The following is a 22635-nucleotide window of genomic DNA, read 5'->3' as shown; positions in this document are numbered from 1 at the left end:
AAAAGAAAAAATGAAAGTATTTACAAAAAAAATAGTATTCCTTCTGTCAGGACTTATAGTGATGTATAGTTGTGGGAGTGATGACAGCACTTCGGTTTCAGACGAAACCGAAGATCCGAATTTCACACAAAAATTTGTTATAGCAGCTACATTGGGAACCTCAACTTATATGTTAACATCCGATCAGTTGGACTCAGGTAATACTACTATCACCGGAAATGGTTTAGAAGTGGGGAGAGTGTTTACACATTTTATAAATTATAAATACCAGTCATTATCAGGACTAATTTACGGTCAGGGGGGAACCTATGCCGGATACACATTTGTATTAGGTTCAAACGGTAGAATCCAAAAACTCAAAGGAGAAGGAGATATGGGGTTTCAGGTAAGCAATTATAATACGGTAGGTAACTTTGGTGATTATATGATTGCAGCCAGAGGGGCTCAGGCATTGGCGGACGGAACGACCGGTGCTGTGTTCAGTTTTATTCAGCAAATCGGAACTAACTTGTCTATTGTCCAAAAAACTCTGCATACAGATAACATAACGGGTAACGGTTACAATCCTACTATCAGTGGAATTGTAGACACAGGTAACGGTGAATTTCTAACCGCTCTGGTAACTCCGGAAGATCCGGATAAAGTATATGTTCTGGCATTAGATGCAGATCTTAATGTAAAAAGAATATATACTGATGATAGAATAAGTTATTCTGCAGGAAGATGGCGTTCGGCAATGTATTCTCAATTGGCAATGGACGATGCTGGTAATACCTACGTATTTTCAGGATCTTATGAAACAACCACTACGAAACCTGCCGGGGCATTACGTATAAATAAAGGAGCTACAGGTTTTGATCAGGACTATTATTATAATATAGAACAAGCTTCAGGAGGATATCGTTTCAGGAAAGTGTTCCATATAACAGAAGACTACTTTCTTCTTGAATTTTATAATGAATTACAATACGAAAACATAAGTCCAGCATCTCAATATGCTATACTTAAAATGGATACTAAAAAATTTACTTGGGTAAGAACCGGCTTACCATCTAAAGAACAAATATCTGCAACAGGGTGGCCTCTAAGTTACGAAGGGAAAATATATTTACCGGTTACTACGCTGAACGAACAACCAACAGTATACGTCATAGATCCGGTTTCAGCAACTGCAAAATCAGGTTTAGTAGTGGAATCCGGCGGAATTACGGCAGTATCATTACTTAAAAAACAATAAAAACACAATATATTTAAACAAACATAGTATGAAAACATGTAAACTCATTCAAAAAGTATTACTAAGTACCTTAGTTAGCTACATATCCATATCTTGTAGTAATGACGACTCAACTTCAGAAGTTATTCCTCAGGAAGTAAAAGGTAAATTTGTTATATCATCAGCACCTGGAACCGGAAGTTTAGGTACAGGAACTTACTTTTTAACAGTTGACGGACTGGATTCAGGAACCGATGCGATTGTTGAAAATTCAAATGCGGTTAAAACGACCAGTTCATTTACACAGATTGTGGTAAATAACTCTTCAACACTGATGGGGTTTATTTATCCGAATGGATCCGATTTGGGGCAAGGACAATCAGGAGCCAGAGCATTTAAGTTCGGAACCGATAATAAAATGGTAGAATTACAAGGAAGCCCTTTTCCAACAGGAAGATTTACAGTAACAGGAAGCTTTGGGAATTTTATTTATGCTGTTTCCAGTACCGATAACAGTTATTTATTTGAAAGAAGCGGAGACAATGTTACCATGATGGATAAGCCTATTGATTTTGAATCACATAAAATAGGAGAAGAAAAAGCAACTATTACAGGAATTGCAGACAGAGGTAACAATGAAATTATTGCAGCATTTAAATATGCATCAGTAGACGAAGCCGTTGTGGCGATTATGGATTATAACTTTACTATAAAATCTGTAATACAGGATGCGCGAATGAGCTATTCAGGAGGTCAGTGGAGAGGTGCTGTGTATTCTCAGATTGCTTCTGAAGCTTCAGGACTTACTTACGTATTTTCAGGAGCAGGTTCTGGCAATGCGACAACAAAAAAAGCAGGAGCTTTAAAAATCAATAATGGTGAAAATAGCTTTGATACCAACTATTTCTTTGATATTGAAACTGCTTCAGGAGGATTCAAATTTAGAAAAGTATTTCCTGTTAGTAATGATTATTATTTATTGGAATTTTATAACGATACTACTAATACAGGAAATACCGCGAATGCAACCCGATATGCAATCGTAAAAATGAGTAGCAAAGAATTTAAATGGGTAGAAGGACTTCCGGCCTATAACGAAATATCTAGTAACGGGTGGCCATTGGCTTACGAAGGTAAAATGTATTTACCTATTAATCCGGTAAGTGGTAAATCAGCCGTATATGTTATAAATCCTGTATCAGGTAATGCAGTGAAAGGATTTGAGATTAACAATGAAACAGAACAAATCAGAGCCGTTTCATATTTTAAATAGTTAACATTTTATCAAATATGATAAGGATAAAGCAGCCAATTTTTTGGCTGCTTTATTTTTGTTATTACATTTTACATATCGGATGTTTAATATCTCATTTGTAAAAGCCTAAGAGACAACCAAGATTTTTTTATTAGAGTTAAAAGATATTAAAAAAGCTATTTTGTTCGGATAAATTTTTTCAAAGTATTATTTAAAATGCTCAGTACACATTATTAATAATAATGAACCCATAAGAATTAAAAAAAGGAGTCCCTTAAAGCAATACTGTAAATAGAGTAACCGGGGGATTAAATCTAAGTAGAAGATGAAGTAAAAAAAACTAATAAGAGAAGAATCGGATAATAAGTAGAAAGTAAAATTTCATAATTTCTAATTCAATGGTGTTCAATTAGATAAAATATAAAATTTATTTTTATTTATATTATTTTATATTTGTTACATCAATATAGTATATGTTGTTATATATTTTTTAATTTTGTTTATAACTTTTTAGTATAAAAAAATGAAAAAGATATTTCAAATAATTTTCCTTTTAGGAGTAATAGCAACGAGTAATAATCTGAGTGCTCAATACAAAATATCAGAAATGGTAGTTATGAAACCGGGTATCTTGACCAAAGGAATTTCTTACGATGATACATTGCAAAAAGTAATCAGTGTTTTAGGAAAGCCGGTTAAAATAGAAAATGTTTACTATAGAATAGAACAAACCTATGGTAAAATTTGTTATTATAATAATAGTAAAATATATATACTGCACGGGAAAGTTTTGTGTTTTGAAATATCAGATAATTCCCTGGCTTTTGGGAAAAAAAATAAATTTCAAATAACTATAGGCGATCAAATACAAAATGAAGGACAGAAAAAGTCAAAATCAAAGAAAGAGGTTGAACGCATAGGAGATTTCATTGATACAGATATTGTAAAGGATGAGGGGACAAGTAGAGATGTAAATTATACAAGTTATATTTCTTCGGAATACTTTCTGGATGATAATGATAAAAGATATGATACTGTGTTATTTGAGATACTTTTAAATGAAAATAAAGTGGTTTCTATATTTTTAGGTGAACCAGTATAATGATTGCCGCTAATTAAAGTTAGGATCAAAATAAAATGAAAAAAATAATTAAAAAAACATTCTTGTTTGGATTACTATTTCTAAGCAGTATTTTAAGTGCTCAGTATAAAATATCTGAGATGATAGTTATGAAACCAGGAGTAATGTCTCAAGGGATTGCTTACGACGATACTGTGGATAAAGTAACCCATGTTTTAGGGAAACCCACCAAAATCGAAGATTTTTATTTTGAAATAAATGAGGAATATGGGAAAATTTACTACTATAACAAAAACAAAATCTTTATATTGAATAATAAAGTTTCAAGTATAGATTTATCAGATAATACGCTGGCTTTCGGGAAAAAAAATAAATTTCAAATCAGAGTAGGAGATGAAATACAAACAAAAATATATTATCGTGATAGAGGACCCGGAATGCCTAAAATAAAGACGGTGGAAAATTATATAGGAGGGTTTACTGATACAGATATTAAAAAAGAGAAGGGGAGAAGTAGAAATATAGATTACACAAGTTATATTTCCTCCAACAATCTGGTTGATGATGATAATGAGCGCTATGATATAGGGTTTGAAATTCTTTTTACTGATAACAAGGTTATTTCCGTATTTTTAGGTGAGCCCTGATCATTTTTTTAGAAACAAATAACAAGCAACAAGCCAATACGTATTAATTTTACGTATTGGCTTGTTTATTTTAGTACGAAAAGTTCTTACTACTCAAAAGGAACAAAATTGTACCCATTTTATTTATAGTGTATTAGATTAATATGTAGCAAGGAATCGGCCTTGAAGTGAATGAGTTTAATCTTTCCTTATATTTATTTAGTCTATATAAAAAATATTCATAAATATTTTATACTTTTATATTTTACTTTTTAAAAGAAAAAATAATGAAAAAAATAGTAGTAACGATCTTATGCCTGGCATCCTTATGGATGAGCGCTCAAAAAAATAATTCCCTGTTAGATAATGATTTCTGGAAAAACAAACCTGAAGTACAGGTGGTGGAAACAGAAATTAAGAATGGGAATAATCCGGTAGAATTTAATGATAGAAAATTTGATGCTGTTTCCGTAGCAATTTTAAATGATGCTCCTCTGGAAACCATCAAATACCTACTAAGCCAAAAAGGGAATGATGTAAACAAATTAACCCACGACAATCGTATATACCTCCATTGGGCTGCATATCGTGGAAATATTGAATTAATTAAATATCTGATTGAGAAAAAAAGCGATATAAACCTGGAAGACTCTCACGGACTTACTCCATTGGTATTTGCAGCTAACGCAGGACAAACGGATATTGAAATTTATAAGCTGTTTTTCAAAGCAGGACTAGATCCTAAAATAAAATATAAAGAAGGTACTAACCTTTTATTATTAGCTATTCCATACGATACAGATCTTCATCTGACTGATTTTTTAATTACTCAGGGATTATCACTATCAGATACTGATTCTAAAGGAGGAACAGCCTTTGATTATGCAGCAAGAAAAGGAAATGTTGAATTATTGAAAAAACTGAAGGCTCGAGGTGTAAAATATACCAATCAGGCACTTTTCATGGCAGCAGAAGCTACCCGAAGATCAGCCAATACCTTAGATGTATTTCAGTATCTCGTAGAAGAATTAAAAATAAATCCTTCACTTACCAATGAAAACCAACAAACAGTACTTCATATTTTAGCAACTAAACCTAAACAGTCTGAAATAATGACTTACTTTTTAAGCAAAGGAGTAGATGCAGGTAAAACCGATAAAAACGGAAATACAGCCTTTATGAATAGTGCTTCAGGTAAAGATGTTCAAAATACGGAGTTACTTTTACCGTTAACTAAAAATATAAATGCAGTTAATAGTAAGGGAGAAAGTGCATTAGCACAGGCCGTAAAATCAAGCACTGCTGAAATGGTAGCCTTATTACTTAGCAAAGGGGCAGACATAAAACTAGTAGATAACAACGGAAATAGCTTGGCTTATTACCTTGTACAGTCATACAATCCTCAAAATAAAGATTTCGATGCAAAATTAAATCTCCTTAAAGAAAAAGGATTAGACTTTTCAGCAAAACAGCAGGATGGCAATACGATTTATCATCTGGCAGTTGTAAAAGGGGATTTAAATCTTATAAAAAAACTGGCTGATTTAAACGCAAATGTAAATCAGGCAAACGATGAAGGAATAACTGCTTTGCAACGTGCTGCAATGACTGCAAAAGACGATAGTATCTTAAAATATCTGGTGAGCGTAGGAGCTCAAAAAACAGCCAAAACCGAATTTGGAGAAACCGCTTTCGACCTGGCCAAAGAAAACGAAGTATTAACTCAAAATAAAATATCTGTAGATTTTCTTAAATAAAAAAAGATGAAAAATAACTTAAAAAGAATAACATTTTGTCTGTTTCTTATGATATCAGTTTTTGGAACAGCACAAACAACCAAATATAAATGTCTCTTACAAATGAATAATTATATAGGTGAAGGAGCTTATATAGTTGTATCCTTAATAAACCCTAAAGGACAGTATGAAAAAACCTTGTATGTAATGGGGGATGATAAGAGATGGTATAACAGTCTGAAAGAATGGTACAAATTTTATTCTAAAAAAAAGGAAGTAAATGCAAAAACAGGAGCTTCTGTAACCGGAGGAGATAGAAGCGTAACCACGCTGGAAATTGAAAACTCTAAAATGAATAAAGGATATAAACTACGATTTGAAACAGCAGTGGAAGATCAGAAATATCATGCAAAAGATTTGGAAATTCCTTTAACTACCGAAGGCATGTCAGGTAAATTAAGCGGTACAGGATATATTAATTATATACGATTAAGTAAGATTTAATAAAAAATGACCCTTTCAATTTGGAGATATGCTCATTTAATATTGGCAATAACTTCTTTCATATTTTTGAGTATGGCTTCCATTACGGGATCCATACTCGCTTTTAATACCATAAAAGAAAACACCTCTCCCAATCGTATTCATAATTTAAAAGATATTTCTCTGGCACAGGTGCTTCCTGTTTTGCAGAATAAATATTTGGAAATAACCGAGTTGGAAATTACTGAAAACTCATACATAAAATTACAGGGTTTGGATGAAGAAGGTAATGATGTAGAAGGATATATAAATCCCTTAGATGGCAAAATTATAGGAAAAACCGAAAAAAAAAGTGATTTTATACAATGGGTCACTTCCTTTCACCGTTCTTTATTTTTACATGAAACCGGTAGATGGATCATAGGTATTAATTCATTTTTACTGGCCCTTATTGCTGTTTCAGGAAGCATACTTATAATAAAAAGACAAAAAAAACTTTCCCGTTTCTTTTCCAAAATTAAAAAAAGTTCTTTCTCACAATACTATCATGCCGTATTTGGGAGGTTGCTCCTTATACCAATTATTATAATATCTGTGACAGGTACCTATCTTTCTATGGAAAGATTTAATTTTTTTCCGAAAACAGAAAATAAAAAGATACAGATTCCAACTGCGGAGAATGAAGAAACGGTTAAAATAAACAGCAAAGATATTCCGCTGTTTAAACAAATAAAACTTGCAGAAGTACAAAAAATAGAATTTCCTTTTTCCGAAGAACCAGATGATTTTTATATCATCAAGTTAAAAGATAAAGAAATTGAAGTAAATCAGTTCAACGGGTCTATCATTTCGCAGACCGATTATCCACTTACAAAACGCTGGACAGAACTAAGTCTCGATTTACATACCGGAAGAACCCATATCGTGTGGGCGGCTGTACTTATGATATCCTCTCTTTATATCCTGTTTTTCATATATTCAGGCTTTACCATTATGTGGAAAAGAAGAGTACCTAAGTTTAAAAATAAATTTTCTGCAAAAGAAAGTAAGATAATTCTCCTGGTAGGTTCCGAAAACGGTAGCACTTTCTGGTTTGCTCATCAAGTGCATAAGCAGTTGCTGGCTCAAAATCAGCATTCCTATCTTGCCGAATTAAATCGGTATCAAGAATTTCCGAAGGCTGAATATTTGGTTATCTTCACCTCTACCTACGGACTGGGAGATGCACCATCAAATGCTTCAAAATTTGAGCTGCTGCTGAAAAAACACCCACAAAATCATCCATTAAAGTACTGTGTCGTAGGATTCGGATCCAAAGCCTATAAAGATTACTGCGGATTTGCACAAGTTGTAAACACTAATATACGGGCAGAATCGTGGGGAGAACCGTTTATGAAAATACATACGGTAAATGATAAATCTCCCGAAGAGTTTACAGCATGGGTAAAAGAATGGAACAAGCAGACACTGATGAAGCTTTATGCTGATTCCAAATTTTATAAAAAAGTACCTCAGGGACTGAAAAAAATGAAAGTGGATGAGATTTTTTCTCCTGAAGATTCTGAAAATACTTTTATGTTAAGAATTAATCCGGGGAAACTCAAATACACTTCCGGAGACTTGTTAGTAGTTTATCCGGACAATGATGAAAAAGAAAGGTATTATTCCATCGCAAGAGTCGATAACCGTATACAGCTTTCCATAAAATATTTACCCGGAGGACTGGCGTCGGAATTCTTGATTAAACGTAAGATCGGGGATGAACTTAATGCGCGCATAATGCCTAATACCTCCTTTCACTTTCCTGATAAAGCTTCTAAGGTTGTACTAATTGCCAACGGAACAGGAATAGCCCCGTTTTTAGGAATGATACAGCAGAATACCCATAAAACGGAAACCTTTCTTTATTGCGGTTTTCGTAGGGAAACTGAAATAACCAGTCGCTATAAAATTTTTTTAGATGAGCAGGTTAAAAATCAGCAATTAGTTAATTATACATTTTGTTATTCCAGAAGTCAGGAACATCGGTATGTTATGGATTTAGTGAGAAGAGATACAGAATTTTTTGCAGATCTTCTGGAAAATGACGGAATACTTATGATTTGTGGAGCTTTGCAGATGCATGCAGAGGTGGAAGCGGTTTTAGAAGAAATTGTGTTCGAAAAATATGCGAAAAGAATCATCGATTATAAGAATAAAGGGCAGATACTTTCAGATTGTTATTAACACCCAAAGAATCCAATGAATGAGAATAAATGAAATTAAAATAACTTTAATCGGTGTTTTTTCTTTATTGTTTTTAGTAGCAGGAGCACAGGTTCAGAGAAACAGAGCTGTAACACTTATGGGATGTCGTTTTGACTTTACTATTGTAGCAGAAGATTCGCTCACGGCAGAAAAACACATAGACCAGGTTGTTGCAGAAATAGATCGCATAGAACAATTAATTTCCGACTGGATTCCTGAATCACAGATTTCCCGGGTAAATCAAAATGCAGGCATTCGTCCGGTTAAAGTAGATCCTGAAGTATGGCAGCTTACCCGCAGGGCATTAGATATATCTGAAATGACCGGTGGAGCTTTTGATATTAGTTTTGCAGCTTTAGACAAAGTATGGAAATTTGACGGTTCAATGAAGAAAATTCCAACCCGGGGACAGATCAGGAAATCCATTAAAAAGATAGGCTACAAAAATATAGAGCTGGATAGTATTAACTCTACCATTTATTTAAAACTACCCGGAATGAAAATTGGCTTTGGCTCAATAGGAAAAGGATATGCAGCAGATAAAGCAAAAGAATTGATGGTAGCAGAAAATGTGCCGGCCGGAATAATTAACGCATCCGGAGATATAAGCGCCTGGGGGAAGCAGATAACCGGTAAAGACTGGAAAATAGGAGTAATAAATCCTTTTGATCCGGCCGATATTATGGGAGCATTTTCTCTCCAAAACGAGAGTGTAACCACCTCAGGATCTTACGAAAAATATGTGGTACTGAAAGGTGAAAAATATTCTCATATCATTAATCCCCGCACCGGTTATCCGGTCAGGGGAATTATGAGTGTTACGGTTATAGGTCCCAATGCAGAAATGGCCAACGGATTCAGTACTTCATTAATGGTTTTGGGATCGGAATCAGGAATGAAGTTGATGAATCAGTATCCGGAATACAGTTGTCTGATGATAACGAATAAGGGCGAAATCTTGAAGTCGGAACATTTTCATGCACAGCTGGAAATATTTGACACACAGCTGATACCCGAATCAGAATAAATAGGTATCAGTAAAAAGTGGAAACAAACGCAACAAAAATGAATTGGAAGAAGCAATACTGCACCCGCTTGCTGTAAAAGTAGTACTTTTGAATAGAAAAAATCTTTTCAGGAGCTTGCAGTTTAAATACTTCAAATTTTTGGAAAGCAGTTTTGCCAAATATTGATTAAAAAATAAAAAGTACATGGGATTGCCGCAAATTTTTTTAGAAACGCACAATATTAGAAACAGGACATTTGGCTTTGGTGTCTTTACCTATGAGCTGGTTAAAGAGCTGGCTAAACAAAATAAAAATTTCGGACTTACGTTAAATTTGCCCAATGCTTCCTATTTAGATTTATTTGAAGGGCAGCATTTAAAATTCCATAAATATTATTCGTTTCAAAGACATGCTTTCACAAGAATAAGGAAAAAATTTGATTTGTGGCATTCTTTAAATCAGAATATACGGGTGGAACCGTATCATACGATGCCTTATTTACTTACCATCCATGATATTATTCCCGCAGTGGAAGGTAACAAAAAAAGAAGTAAGCAGTTTCGCGAGAAAATTAATCGTTCCCATGCCATAACTTATATTTCAGAATTTGTTAAAGAGCAGACTCATCAGTATTTTGACATTCCTGCAAATATAACAGAAAAAGTTATTTACAACGGAAATTCTATGGCTTATGTAAAAGAACTCGGAGATTTTACCCCTGAAATAGTTCCAGAGAAACCATTTTTACTGGCTATAGGAAATTTTCAGACCAGAAAAAATTATACGGCTTTAATAGAAATGATGAGGTTAACTACAGAGTATACGCTTATTCTGGCAGGAAACAATGAAAATTCTTACGGTCAGCAGATCAAAGATCTCATACAAAATTACCATTTAGAAAAACGGGTACTAGTAACCGGTAAAATTTCCGAGCAAAGTAAGCAGTATTATTTAAAAAATGCCCGAGCTTTATTGCTGCCTTCAATTCAGGAAGGATTCGGACTTCCGGTGGTTGAAGCCATGCATTTCGGTAAACCGGTATTTCTTTCCCGTCTTACCTCTCTTCCCGAAGTAGGAGGAACAGATGCTTTTTACTGGGATAACTTTGATCCTGAAGAAATGAAAAATACAGTTGATGAAGGCCTGGCATACTTTTATAAAGATGAAGACGTAAATGCCAGGAAAATGAAAGACAGAGCCGCTTTGTTCAGTTGGAAAAATGCGGCCAGAGATTATCTGGAAATATATGAATCAGTAGTGAATAAATAAGCCCGGAAGTTACTTCCGGGCTTATCATTTATTTTACACCTTTTTTTGCAAAATATTCCATGAAATGATCCGGATGTGCTCCCGTTCGGTCGTTAGTATCCAGAGCATCTATTTTTTGTACATCCTCATCAGATAACTGAAAGTCGAAAACGTCTGCATTGGAAACAATACGTTCATTCTTTGTACTTTTAGGAATAGTAATCACTCCTTTTTGCAAATCCCAGCGAATAATAATCTGGGCAATATTTTTACTATATTTTTCAGCCAGTTCTTTTAATAAAGGGTTGTTAAATAAACCTCCACGTTTTAACGGAGACCAGGCTTCGGCCTGAATTCCGTTTTGAGAACAAAAGTTTAGTAAATCCTGTTGAACCAGACTGGGATGAAATTCTACCTGATTAACCATTGGAGCCGTACCTCCCAGATCAATAATACTTTGCAGGTGGTGTTGCATGCAATTGCAAACCCCTATCGCACGTATTCTTCCGGCCTTATATAGTTCTTCCATAGCTTTCCATGCTTCCAGATAATGTTCCGGATGTGGCCAGTGGATTAAATACAAATCCAGGTACTCAAGTCCCAGTTTTTGCATGGAATCATCAAAAGCTTTTAGCGTATCTTCATACTTTTGCTGGGAAAACCAGACCTTGGTAGCTACGAAAATATCTTCCCTTGCTACCGAAGCGGTTTTTATGGCTTTACCCACTCCCTCTTCGTTATAATAATAGGCTGCTGTATCAATATGCCGGTATCCGGCATCCAATGCGTAATGAATGGCATTTACCACTTCCTGTCCGTCTTCAGCCTTATAAACCCCCAGTCCAAGGTAAGGCATCTTTACCCCGTTAGAAAGAAGGGCTGAGCCTGAAATATCTGTTATATTCATAGGATTTCCTTATTTGTTTCTATCAAAATTACAACAATTACCAATACCGTACCATACTCTTGCAGTATTTATCAAAAACCTGATTACCGCATTGCAAACAATCAGGCATTGGGAAGTAAGTATACCTGTAAAATTACGTATACAAATAAAATCCTTGGCTATACGTACCTTTATGAATGCATATATAGCCATTAGGCAATATCCAATATTTCTTTTGGAAATCGTAGGCATAATGGGTATTAAAATAACTGGCATAATTAACCAATTCAGATGCATCCGGAAAAAGGAATAAGGCAGAACAGCGCTTTTTATTATTTATATGACAACTGATAGTAAGATTTGCCTGTTTCAGTTCCACTTCCAATATCTTATCTGTCTGGTTTTTATCAAGAAATTGAATAAGGCAAGTAGAGGAACCCGAAAAAATTCTTTCCAGCCTTTTTTGTTTACAATGCAACAATTTTAAAGCAAAGTTTATATATAAAGCTATTTTTATATGAGTGGTATATAATTGATTTTGCATAAGTATCTGTATTTACACCTTCTGTTATCAGCAGAAAGCAGGTTACACGAATAAAAATAAAGGGAATGCGTTTCGCCTGTGTGCTTTGGCTTATATTTCTGTAGAAGTAACAGGAAATATAAAATTACAGAACAAAATCAAACAGAGTACAAAGATAGTAGTTTATCCGAATAGTTAAATTTTGTATCCTAAAAAAATGTCAAACTGCACGAAAATTTTGTTTTACCACCAATTCAAAAAAAATAACCGTTTCGTTGAAAAATAATTGTATGGGCCGAAAGGCGAATTTTTATTTTTATTAAACTTTTTGATTCTTTTGTTTCAAGACAAAAGGGAATATTTTTTATTAAATTATAATTTTTGAATGTTCACACTAAAAATAATTTTTCCTTGTATAAGAATGGCTAACTTTTGCACAATCTCATCTAATTTTTCCAGAGTAAAATTCCAACCTTTAGTTATATTGTTGTAATAGATGGATTCAATAGAATAAAAAGATATTTACCCGTTTGTTATTTAATAAGACATCAGTTCGGGAATATATAGAGTAGGAGAAATGTATTATACCTGAAAAATCAAGAATTTAGAGTAGGAATAAAAGTAAAAAACTTCGGAATTACTCCGAAGTTTTTTTATTGTATAAAAAAAATCGTGTTTAAACTATAAACTGATAACCGGATAAGCAACAATGGTGTTCTCACTCCATTGAGAAGAACCTACCATATTCCATGTAGTGTTAAAACCACCGCTGGAAGTACTCCAGTTCATGTTCAGGTAGTAAACTTTGTCAGCACCTGATTTGTTAGTAATTAAAGTTGTACCTACGGCAAGCCCGAATTGGTTGGTTGGCGGAACAACTCCGGAAACATAACGACCTGCAATTACATCTGTGCTATCCCAACGGCCGGCATCTTTTGAAGAGCTCCATGAAAGTCTGGCCCATACGGACTGAGCACTGGATGGTGCAAGAGCAGTATAAAGTAAAACACTGGATTGGATAATCCAAGATCCTGGAGGTAGTTTTATCCATGCACCTGTCCAAGAACCAGCGTCAAAATTTAAAAATGCACCGGCATAACCGTTTTTAGCTACACCATCCGGTGGAACAGTGGTCGGATCGCTTCCATCAGAACCTAATACTCCGATAACAGTTGGAGATAAAGCTACGTTTTGTAACCATTTAGCATTGAGTGATCCATCCGTGCTAGCCAGCACATAAGTAACTCCGTCTTTAGGAGATTCTGCAATGTTAGCATTTACAGATATAGAGCCGTTAACTTGTAAAATAGATGTGTTGGTTGCATCAGGTAATTGCCCGATAGCCATTTTTCCATCAGAACCAATAACTACGTCGTTGGCCAGTTCTGTGGCTGTAGGGGTAGCAGATTTATTATCTCCGGCTCCGTCTACATGTAAAATTCCTTTCGGATTATCGGTATTAACGCCCACTCCCTGGGCTAGGGTAAATCCTGTAAACATACAGGATAAAAAGAACATTGCTAATTTTTTATTCATAATTTCGCTTTAATTATTTATATTTATTGAACTAGTATATATAAAAATCTAATTAATTTAAATTTATTGTATAATTAATAGTCGTTAAGGAAATAATTTACTATTTTCTTTTATTTAAATGGAAGTTCTTTGTATTAATAGTTAGATTATAAAGAACAATTTTGAATCAGTATTCATAGTTTATTTGATATTTAGTTAGAGTAATTTAATGAGCTGTTTTTGTCTTTTAAATTAAATTAGGCAAATAAAACTTAAATGGTGCGTTCCGCAGGAACACTTTTACTGTATGTGTTGTCAAAAAGAAGAACATAGTTATCTGTTTATTCATTATTTCATCGAAAATTAGTTACTATTAGAAAGGTAAAAAAAAATTAAACATTTAGGCAAATATAATAAATAATGAAAATATAATAATAAAATCTTTTAATTTTTGAATTTTATTTTTTTAATGAAAATTATAAATAAAAACAGTTATAGGTTAATTTTTTAATTTCCATTCAATATTTTAAGAATTGTTAGTTTAGTATTTACAATCAATAACTATCTGATAGTAAGAATATCTTATTTTATTTTCGTAGAATATTTTACTGTTTAATCAATTAAATAGATTTTAAATAAAGAAAAATATTTCAGCGTATTTTATCTTATTTTTTTCTTTAAAAAATTCTTCATAATTAAAAATATAATCTGGCTGCTGAGTAATTTTGCAATAGTAATTAAATAAGTAGTTTGATGAGAAAATCAACCGTAGCATTAGCATTAGGAACCTTAGGTTTAGGAATGTCTGAATTTGGAATGATGGGCATACTTCCGGATATAGCTAAAGACTTATCCATAAGCATTCCACAGGCCGGTCATTTTATTTCGGCCTATGCTTTGGGAGTAGCCGTAGGCGCACCACTATTAGTACTTGCAGGACGTAAACTTCCCTTAAAAAAAGTTTTGTTAGGGCTTATCCTTATTTATATGGTAGGTAATTTATGTTTTTCTTTCTTTTCTTCTTACAAGATAAACCTTTTTTTTCGTTTTATCTCCGGTCTTCCCCACGGGGCTTATTTCGGAGTAGGATCTATTGTTGCACATAGGTTGGCAAAAGAAGGAAAAGGAACCTCTGCAGTGGCAGGAATGATTTCAGGTATGACAGTGGCTAATCTGGTAGGTGTGCCTTTAGGAACTTTTATCAGCCATAATTTTTCATGGTCGGTAACCTACTTGATTATAGGAGCACTGGGATTTTTTATATTTTACACGATCATAAAATATATTCCCGATTTAGAGCCCTTGCCCGATGTAGGCTTTAAAAAACAGTTTCATTTTTTAAAAAAGTTAAATCCCTGGCTTATACTTTTTACTACTATCCTAGGTAACGGAGGCATATTCTGCTGGTACAGCTATATTAATCCAATTATGACGCAATCGGTAGGATTCTCATCAGAATCCATGACAGGTGTAATGATGTTTGCGGGTTTAGGTATGGTAGTGGGGAATCTGGTCAGTGGTAAACTATCGGATCAATACTCTCCTGAAAAAGTGGGGACAGTTACTCAGGGTTTGGCTATGTTAACACTGGTTTTATTTTTTCTTTTAGTACATTCACAAGCAGCTTCATTGATATTAATGTTTATAGGTACCGCTTGTTTATTTGCAGTATCTGCTCCACAACAAATTCTGTTGTTGCAGAACTCAAAAGGCGGAGAAATGCTGGGAGCAGCTCTGGTACAGGTTGCCTTTAATATAGGAAATGCCTTAGGCGCCTACTCTGGCGGAGTGTTTATTAATAAAAATTATCCTTATGAATACAGTGTCTTACCGGGTATAGTATTAACTAGTATAGGGTTTATATTGTTTATAATTTACTTAAATAAAAATAAAGCACGTCAATAAGTTTGATGATAAAATAAAATTAAAAAAGGTTATTACCCGATAATAACCTTTTTAGATTTTATCTTAACCGTTGTATAAGAATCAGGCTTCTATAAGAATATCCCTGACCGGGAGTTGCGCTGCTATTTGTTACAAAGCTGCTTCCGGATGGAGCTAAAGTAAAGTCTACCGGCTGATCTCTTTCCGTTATATTAATATAATCGATATAATAATAAGTCGAAGCTTGAACAGAAACGGTTGACAAATTTACCAATGAATATTCGTTATTGTTAACAATACATTTTAAAAACATAGCATTGGAAGAGGTTCCTGTTGTAAAATTACCAGTCAATCGTACTTGTATTTTATAAACTCCCGGATGAAGAACAATTCTATCAGTTACTCTGGAGGGAGAACCAATGCCGGCAGTGAGAGTGTCGCTGGTAATAAAATAAGCATCTGTAATCGTATTGATATAATTAGGTGCTCCGTTAGGCGCATTTCTCATTTGAACAGATGTGCTATGGTCACTAAACCGTAATGCAGACTCAGTATTTACAGCATAGGTGGTTTTATTGACTCCAATTCGTATAATTTGTCCCTCAACAGATACCGTATTATTTTTGTAAACATCCCCGTTTTCATCAATTACCAATCCGGAAGCACTGGAGGTTACTGGTAAAACCAATAAATTTTCTAATCGTATAGATCCGGAACGTGTGTCAACATGAAGCTTTTTTTTAGGATAAATAGTACCAATACCCATATTACCTAAAGAATCTATAAGTACGTCATTCCGTTGTTGGGCATCAGTAGGCAAGCCGGATAAATTATTATCTTTTGATGCGTCAACATGAAATACTCCCGCGGGTGCAGGGGTATTTACACCCATTTGTGAATAACAAAAGGTGGTAGCGAAAAATAAAATAATTACAATAATAAATGTTGATTTCATAAAATATAATTTTTAACTATACAAAAATATTAAAAAAATATTTTTTATAATATTATGAAATAAATTATATATTTATTTTTAAATAAATATATATATAGATTTATAATTTTAATTATTAAATATAAATAATTATACTTTTAATTGTGTATTAAGTATTAAACTAAGATTTTCTAAGAATTTTGAATATTTTATGAATTATAAATTCCAACTCCTGGGGCGTGAAACTTCCAAATCCTATTCTCATAGCCGAAATTTTCAGATTTTGGTATAGCAGGTGCTTGGGAATATGAAGGTCAAGTTTTAGGCAGTCTTCCCGCAATTTCATCAGATTTATTGATGCATCCCAGCGGGTCCATATGGCTAATCCGCCGGTAGGTAACGTATAGTTAACCCATTCATTTAAATATTTGTCTATAAGCTGAGCCAGAACATCTCTTCTTTCTTTATAAATAAGAGATGTTTTTTTTATATGACGTAAGATATCGCCCTCCTGAATAAGATTGCCCAAAGCATAATCCATAAATGTATCCCCTTGTCTATCCAGTATGGATATAAATTTTTGCATTTCCACTATCAGATTTTCAGGAGCTACAATAAAACCGGTACGAAAGCCAGGAGCCAGCGATCTTCCAAATGAACCTATATATACAACCATCCCCTCCGTATCGGCACTGGCAAGAGGGAGTACCTGATTGTTTCCGAACTGAAAGTCGTATTCATAGTCATCTTCAAGAATAATAAAACCATAAATCTGAGAAAGCCGTAATAACTCTATTCTTCGCTGTGCACTAAGCGTTGCCGTTGTAGGATAGTGGTGGTGAGGGGTTAGATATAACATACGTATTTTATTATTCTCACACAGTTTTTGTACAGCATCCACATCAATACCTTCCGAATCAACAGGTACAGTAAGTAATTGGGCTCCTGAATTCTGGAAAATCATATTAGGGGTAAAGTAACTCAGTTCCCCGACAATTACTTTATCTCCTCTGGAAATTAATATCTCAGAAGTGATATATATACCCATTTCAATACTTCTTGTGATAAGCAGGTTTTTCGTTGATATATGAAGTCCGCGGGTTAAATTCAGAAAATTTGAAAGGTTTTCCTTAAAATATATTCTACCGTTCTGAGGGTTTTCGTCGTTTTTATTCTGATGGGTTTTCCTTTTCAGGCTGGATGTATAAGATTGAGTTAGCTGGTGAATAGAAAGAAGACGAATGTCAGGAATGCCATCATTTAAAATGAGAGTATGATTCGAATTTTCAAAAGGAGTATCCAGTAATTGTGATTTTTCAAAATCATAACCGGTTTTAGAAGGATAAGCAATAGTGAAATTTTTCGTAGAGGAAGGTATTTTTTCTGCTCTATTTATAGTTTGTTGCAATATAAAAGCCCCTTTATTCGGAACAATTTCAATCCAGCCTAAAGCTTCCAGTTCTTCATATACAACCACAAGTGTGTTCCGGTTTACACCTAGAACCGAAGCTAAGGTACGCGTTCCCGGAAGGGGAGTTCCTTTAACCAGAAAACCTCTTTGTATGGCATTAATAATCTGGGTGACTAACTGTAGGTATATAGGAGTGGCAGAAGAACGCTCTAATACAATAAAGCTGGTAAAAGGAATGGAAACCGGACTAGCCATAAGTGTTAAACTGGTATAGATTGATCATCCGGCAAGATACTACTTTTGTCTCATATAATAAAAAACAAAAAACTGACAAAATGAAAAAAATATGGATAAAGGGAGGATGTATACTTTTTTTTTCAATGACAGCCAATCTTCAAGCTCAGCAGGAAAATGATTTGGAACATGTGGTTATTGAAGGTAAAACCCTTTCATTACCTTTTAAACAAACTTCGCAGAATGTACAGATCATCACTCGTAAACAGATAGAAAAAATACCGGCAACCAGTATTGCTGAGTTGTTGTCATACTATTCAGGAATAGACATACGTAGAAGAGGAGTGAACGGTACCCAGGCGGATATAAGTATTCGGGGCAGTTCATTTGAGCAGGTATTAATTATGGTAAACGGAATTCGAATGAACGACAGCCGTACCGGGCACAATGCACTAAGCATTCCTTTTGATTTGTTAGCAGTAGAAAGAATTGAAGTAATCAAGGGGCCGGCAGCCCGACGTTTCGGACAAAATGCCTATGCAGGAGCTGTAAACATTATAACCAGACCCTCAGGTAAGGATGAGGTAAAAGTATCTTTTTCGGGAGGTGAACACGGAACTAATGCATTAGATGCGGGACTTAATCTGTCAGGAAAAAAGTTTTCACAATTTTTGCAGGCAGGAACTTCTCAATCGGACGGTTACAGATACAATACCGATTATTTAACTAAAAATGTGTGGTACCAGAACCAATATCTTTTATCTGACGGTGATATCCATTTTCAGGCCGGAATTATAGAAAAAAAATTCGGAGCCAACGGTTTTTATTCAACACCTGCAGCTAAAGAACAATACGAAAAAGATCAGGTATCTTTGATTAGTATCGGATGGAACCAGAAACTTAACCAATTTAAAATTAATGCGAATTCTTATTGGAGAAGAGCCCAGGGAGAATACTTATTTATTCGTAATAATCCTTCCGCATATCGTAATCTTCATATAGGGAATCATATAGGTGTTGAAGCAGGAATATCCTATACTTCAAAATTAGGAATTACCGGTTTTGGCGGAGATTTTCGTAAGGAATATATGAATTCTAATAATTTAGGAGATAGGCAAAGAGAAATAAGTTTTATATATGCCGACCAGCTATTCAGTATATTCAACGGAAAGCTGGATATAACTCCTGGAGTTAGCTTTGCTCATTATTCAGATATGGGTAGTTTTTGGTATCCGGGCATTGATATCGGATATAAATTAAACGCAGAAAATAAATTATTTGCCAATATAGGGAAAACGTATCGGATTCCTTCTTATACAGATTTATACTATTCAGACCCTTCTAATAACGGAAATCCTGATTTAAAACCAGAAAATGCGTGGTCTTATGAATTGGGGTACCGATGGTCTCATAAATCTCTTAAAGCAACAGTAAGTTTTTTCCGCAGAGAATCCACAGACCTGATAGACTGGTTTAAAGAAACGGAACAAGATAAATGGACACCGGTTAATATTGCTAAAGTTAATACGAATGGCGCAGAACTTAGTCTTTCTCAACATTTTCCTTCTTCTTTTATAGTATCTTATCATATAGGTTACACTTATCTAGATAATGAGCTTAAAAATACAGTAAAAGGATTTTCTAAATATTCGCTTGATAATCTTAGACATCAGTTAGTTGCAAGGGTTGAACACCAAATTGTTAAAAATAAATTAACCCATGAGATTAGTTATCGTTACAACGACAGAGTAGCACTGGATGATTATCATCTACTTGACGACAAAATCTCATTTCAATCTAAAAAAATAAAAGCTTTTTTACAGGTTAATAACATTTTAAATACACGCTATACGGAAACCAATCTCGTTCCTATGCCCGGAAGATGGGTTCAGGCAGGTATTACTTTCACCAACGTATTCAAGTAAATAAATGGTAACTTATACTATTAAAGAGAAATATGCGTTTAGTATGAAGATGAACCCTATGGTATGAAACCTATTTTTCTAATTCTAACATTTAACTTTTTTCTTTTAGCATTTCCTCAATCAACGATACAAATTAAAGATTTTGATACGGGACAGCCTGTGCAGAAGGCCAGGGTGTATAAACATGCAAACAGAGCTTTGTTAGGAAGTACAGATTCGCAGGGCTTTCTCACGATTAATGATGAAAATATTGAAAAAGAAACTTTTTATATTGAAGCAGAAGGTTATCTTTCGCGTTTTGACCATATATCCGAGGGTACCAAAACTATTTTTTTGGAATCTGGTGTACAAATAAAAAATAACAGGTTAAATGCGGAAAATTTAATAATAGGTATGATTCAAAAAGAAAAAATTAATCATCCTCATTCATTACATAATTATAAATATTCATCCTATACTAAATTTGAGATTGATGCAGATAGTCTTTCTATGTCCTATATTGAAAATCCGGAAAAAAGAAAAGACCGTATTAACAATAAAGTAAAAAAAGCACTTAAAAACAATATGTTTTTTTTAGCGGAACGTTCCATGGATCATCTTTTTGATGAAAAGTTGGGTGAAAAAAATATTATAACAGCCAATAAAATATCCGGAATTCAAAAGCCGGTGTATGAAATACTAGCTAAAGAATTAAGGAGGAACGAACTCCCTGAATTTTTAGAAATTAAAAATTTAAAATTTTATAGATTTCGATTATTAGACAGTCTTACCCTGCATGATAAAAAAACCTATAAAATATCTTTTTATCTCACCCGTCAGTATAATAAAAATACATCATCCAGCGGTACTCTTTATATTGATGCAGAAAGTTTAGCTCTAGTGAGATACATTGGATCCATAAAAAATCAATGGTTATATGAATATAATGTTGAAAGAGAGTCACGGACAGGCGTTTGGATGACCTCCAGAGAGTTTATAAGAATTATATTTCCACTGACTCGTATTCTAAACAAGAATACTACAGGGACTCAGTCCTGGGCTACAATTTCTACTCTATATTCAGGGTTTACTTATCCGGTAACTTTTTCAAAGGAAGAATTTTTTGGATATGAATATGAAGTAAGCAAAGATTTCTGGAATAATGAAGCACGGCTGGAGAAGGTGCGACAACCTGCACTTACCCTTAGAGAAAGTCAAACCTATTCGGCAATTGATAGTGTTGCACATAATTATCATTTAATAAAAAAAATGCAGTTTCTTTCACCTTTATTACTAGGAGAGGTTCGTATGAATAAAGTAAATATGGATTTATTCAACAGTATAAGATTTAACGATTTTGAAGGTTTAAGATTTCAGCTAGGAGGAAGAACCAATTATGATTTTAGCAAAGATATTTCGTTAAAGGGATATACTGCATGGGCAGCAAAAGATCAACAATTAAAATATGGTGCGGGAATCGATTTTTTTGTGAATAAGATTAATAACGGGAAATTTAGTTTGCTAGGAGAGTCAGATGTTAATGCAGCAGGAAAAAACCGGTTCAGAGAATATGGAGCTATTGAGAATGTTAGAGATCAGACCAATAATTTGTCTAATAATATATATTATCGCTATAAAAAAGGAGAATTGCAGTATCAACAGGATTTTTTTGATTACTTTACAGCTTCGCTTGTTACGGATTATCAGACTCAGAAATCATTATTTGATTATTCATATAAAGACAACCTTGTATCCAAAGAGTACCATCAGTTTGCTTCCTCACTGAGAATTAAATTTACACCTTTTGTAAAATATATGAAAACTCCGATAAATAAAATAGCAATCGAAGATGAAATGCCTTATTTTTTCTTCAATTATACGCGGAGTTGGAAAGCATTTTCTTCTGATTTTGAATACGATAAATTCGATTTTACTACATTTTTTAATTTAAAAAATCGCTGGGGTAATACAAAAATTACCGCAAATGCCGGATTTATTTCCGGTAAAACTTCATTATTTAATTTATATGAAGGCTTTGGGGTAGTAAAAAACGGAGATAATATTCTTAAAAGATTTGAACTGAAAGGATATAATACTTTTGAAACAATTCATCCCGGAAGTTTTTTTGCGAGTAAATATGTTGCATTTTTTATTACCCATACATTTAAAGATTTGAGAGTCTGGGGAAATAAGTATTTATATATGACTTTAGTGTATAATGGAATGATAGGGAATATGGAACATAAAGAGCTACACACGCTTCATTCTTATACTGTGCCGGACAAATATTATCAGGAGGTAGGAATTGAATTTAATAAGCTAATCAGTATTTTTGGTTTAGGTGCCTACTATCGCTTAGGATCTTACCATTCTGGTAACTTTGAAGATAATTTGTATATTAAATTGACCTATACCTTATTTAAGTAAAAAATTATTTTGATACAT

Annotated in this window: 17 protein-coding genes; 12 read left to right on the top strand and 5 right to left on the bottom strand. The window is 33.9% G+C overall.

The genetic code is table 11. The features are described 5' to 3' along the window. Positions 1-10 precede the first annotated feature (10 nt). The 9 genes from EQ921_RS06770 to EQ921_RS06730 all read left to right on the top strand — a co-directional run bounded on the left by EQ921_RS06770 (position 11) and on the right by EQ921_RS06730 (position 10920). Positions 11-1237, top strand: a complete 1227-nt coding sequence (locus EQ921_RS06770) for a DUF4374 domain-containing protein (RefSeq protein ID WP_128331075.1) — start codon at positions 11-13, stop codon at positions 1235-1237. A gap of 28 nt (positions 1238-1265) precedes the next feature. Continuing rightward, the gene (locus tag EQ921_RS06765; RefSeq protein WP_128331074.1) at positions 1266-2489 is read left to right on the top strand and encodes a DUF4374 domain-containing protein; all 1224 of its coding nucleotides are present in this window, start codon (positions 1266-1268) and stop codon (positions 2487-2489) included. Positions 2490-2994: 505 nt separating this feature from the next. Further along, entirely contained in the window at positions 2995-3573 is a 579-nt protein-coding gene (locus EQ921_RS06760) for a hypothetical protein (protein WP_128148884.1), read from the top strand. A 35-nt stretch (positions 3574-3608) separates the two neighbouring features. Then, positions 3609-4199 carry a hypothetical protein gene (locus EQ921_RS06755; protein ID WP_128331073.1) on the top strand — a complete coding sequence of 197 codons (591 nt, stop codon included), beginning with the start codon at positions 3609-3611 and terminating at the stop codon, positions 4197-4199. 266 nt (positions 4200-4465) lie between these two features. Beyond that, a complete protein-coding gene (locus EQ921_RS06750) occupies positions 4466-5935 on the top strand; it encodes an ankyrin repeat domain-containing protein (protein ID WP_128331072.1) in 1470 nt (489 codons plus the stop codon). 6 nt (positions 5936-5941) lie between these two features. Beyond that, entirely contained in the window at positions 5942-6418 is a 477-nt protein-coding gene (locus EQ921_RS06745; RefSeq protein WP_128331071.1) for a DUF2271 domain-containing protein, read from the top strand. A 6-nt stretch (positions 6419-6424) separates the two neighbouring features. Then, positions 6425-8623 carry a PepSY domain-containing protein gene (locus EQ921_RS06740; protein ID WP_128331070.1) on the top strand — a complete coding sequence of 733 codons (2199 nt, stop codon included), beginning with the start codon at positions 6425-6427 and terminating at the stop codon, positions 8621-8623. A 19-nt stretch (positions 8624-8642) separates the two neighbouring features. Next, complete coding sequence (locus EQ921_RS06735) at positions 8643-9671, top strand: FAD:protein FMN transferase (protein ID WP_255424447.1); 1029 nt, start codon at positions 8643-8645, stop codon at positions 9669-9671. Between the two features lie 184 nt (positions 9672-9855). Continuing rightward, positions 9856-10920: a glycosyltransferase family 1 protein gene (locus EQ921_RS06730; RefSeq protein WP_128331069.1), complete on the top strand. Its 1065-nt coding sequence runs from the start codon at positions 9856-9858 to the stop codon at positions 10918-10920. Positions 10921-10948: 28 nt separating this feature from the next. Here EQ921_RS06730 and EQ921_RS06725 read toward each other — a convergent pair whose 3' ends face one another. The 3 genes from EQ921_RS06725 to EQ921_RS06715 all read right to left on the bottom strand — a co-directional run bounded on the left by EQ921_RS06725 (position 10949) and on the right by EQ921_RS06715 (position 13844). Next, entirely contained in the window at positions 10949-11806 is an 858-nt protein-coding gene (locus EQ921_RS06725; protein ID WP_128331068.1) for an aldo/keto reductase, read from the bottom strand. 133 nt (positions 11807-11939) lie between these two features. Next, positions 11940-12329, bottom strand: a complete 390-nt coding sequence (locus EQ921_RS06720) for a hypothetical protein (RefSeq protein ID WP_128331067.1) — start codon at positions 12327-12329, stop codon at positions 11940-11942. Between the two features lie 660 nt (positions 12330-12989). Continuing rightward, positions 12990-13844: a hypothetical protein gene (locus EQ921_RS06715; RefSeq protein WP_128331066.1), complete on the bottom strand. Its 855-nt coding sequence runs from the start codon at positions 13842-13844 to the stop codon at positions 12990-12992. A gap of 732 nt (positions 13845-14576) precedes the next feature. Here EQ921_RS06715 and araJ point away from each other — a divergent pair. After that, positions 14577-15728: an MFS transporter AraJ gene (araJ, locus tag EQ921_RS06710; RefSeq protein WP_128331065.1), complete on the top strand. Its 1152-nt coding sequence runs from the start codon at positions 14577-14579 to the stop codon at positions 15726-15728. 58 nt (positions 15729-15786) lie between these two features. On the opposite strand, the gene EQ921_RS06705 is transcribed toward araJ, so the two are convergent. Both EQ921_RS06705 and EQ921_RS06700 read right to left on the bottom strand, forming a co-directional pair. Beyond that, positions 15787-16662, bottom strand: coding sequence for a hypothetical protein (locus tag EQ921_RS06705; RefSeq protein WP_128331064.1), 876 nt, complete (start codon positions 16660-16662; stop codon positions 15787-15789). Positions 16663-16822: 160 nt separating this feature from the next. Continuing rightward, the gene (locus EQ921_RS06700) at positions 16823-18307 is read right to left on the bottom strand and encodes a PLP-dependent aminotransferase family protein (RefSeq protein WP_128331063.1); all 1485 of its coding nucleotides are present in this window, start codon (positions 18305-18307) and stop codon (positions 16823-16825) included. A gap of 80 nt (positions 18308-18387) precedes the next feature. Between EQ921_RS06700 and EQ921_RS06695 the strand changes: the two genes are divergently transcribed. Beyond that, entirely contained in the window at positions 18388-20211 is a 1824-nt protein-coding gene (locus EQ921_RS06695) for a TonB-dependent siderophore receptor (RefSeq protein WP_128331062.1), read from the top strand. Positions 20212-20274: 63 nt separating this feature from the next. Further along, positions 20275-22617, top strand: a complete 2343-nt coding sequence (locus EQ921_RS06690; RefSeq protein WP_128331061.1) for a DUF5686 family protein — start codon at positions 20275-20277, stop codon at positions 22615-22617. Positions 22618-22635: the final 18 nt, after the last annotated feature.

Source organism: Apibacter sp. HY039, from assembly GCF_004023655.1.
Classification (GTDB): domain Bacteria; phylum Bacteroidota; class Bacteroidia; order Flavobacteriales; family Weeksellaceae; genus Apibacter; species Apibacter raozihei.
This window is presented reverse-complemented; position numbering and strand designations above follow the sequence as displayed.

Excerpts from the sequence above, each read along its gene's own strand:
- EQ921_RS06770 (WP_128331075.1), top strand. The coding sequence starts at position 11 with ATGAAAGTATTTACAAAAAAAATAGTATTCCTTCTGTCAGGACTTATA.
- EQ921_RS06765 (WP_128331074.1), top strand. The coding sequence starts at position 1,266 with ATGAAAACATGTAAACTCATTCAAAAAGTATTACTAAGTACCTTAGTT.
- EQ921_RS06760 (WP_128148884.1), top strand. The coding sequence starts at position 2,995 with ATGAAAAAGATATTTCAAATAATTTTCCTTTTAGGAGTAATAGCAACG.
- EQ921_RS06755 (WP_128331073.1), top strand. The coding sequence starts at position 3,609 with ATGAAAAAAATAATTAAAAAAACATTCTTGTTTGGATTACTATTTCTA.
- EQ921_RS06750 (WP_128331072.1), top strand. The coding sequence starts at position 4,466 with ATGAAAAAAATAGTAGTAACGATCTTATGCCTGGCATCCTTATGGATG.
- EQ921_RS06745 (WP_128331071.1), top strand. The coding sequence starts at position 5,942 with ATGAAAAATAACTTAAAAAGAATAACATTTTGTCTGTTTCTTATGATA.
- EQ921_RS06740 (WP_128331070.1), top strand. The coding sequence starts at position 6,425 with ATGACCCTTTCAATTTGGAGATATGCTCATTTAATATTGGCAATAACT.
- EQ921_RS06735 (WP_255424447.1), top strand. The coding sequence starts at position 8,643 with ATGAGAATAAATGAAATTAAAATAACTTTAATCGGTGTTTTTTCTTTA.
- EQ921_RS06730 (WP_128331069.1), top strand. The coding sequence starts at position 9,856 with ATGGGATTGCCGCAAATTTTTTTAGAAACGCACAATATTAGAAACAGG.
- EQ921_RS06725 (WP_128331068.1), bottom strand. The coding sequence starts at position 11,806 with ATGAATATAACAGATATTTCAGGCTCAGCCCTTCTTTCTAACGGGGTA.
- EQ921_RS06720 (WP_128331067.1), bottom strand. The coding sequence starts at position 12,329 with ATGCAAAATCAATTATATACCACTCATATAAAAATAGCTTTATATATA.
- EQ921_RS06715 (WP_128331066.1), bottom strand. The coding sequence starts at position 13,844 with ATGAATAAAAAATTAGCAATGTTCTTTTTATCCTGTATGTTTACAGGA.
- araJ (WP_128331065.1), top strand. The coding sequence starts at position 14,577 with ATGAGAAAATCAACCGTAGCATTAGCATTAGGAACCTTAGGTTTAGGA.
- EQ921_RS06705 (WP_128331064.1), bottom strand. The coding sequence starts at position 16,662 with ATGAAATCAACATTTATTATTGTAATTATTTTATTTTTCGCTACCACC.
- EQ921_RS06700 (WP_128331063.1), bottom strand. The coding sequence starts at position 18,307 with ATGGCTAGTCCGGTTTCCATTCCTTTTACCAGCTTTATTGTATTAGAG.
- EQ921_RS06695 (WP_128331062.1), top strand. The coding sequence starts at position 18,388 with ATGAAAAAAATATGGATAAAGGGAGGATGTATACTTTTTTTTTCAATG.
- EQ921_RS06690 (WP_128331061.1), top strand. The coding sequence starts at position 20,275 with ATGAAACCTATTTTTCTAATTCTAACATTTAACTTTTTTCTTTTAGCA.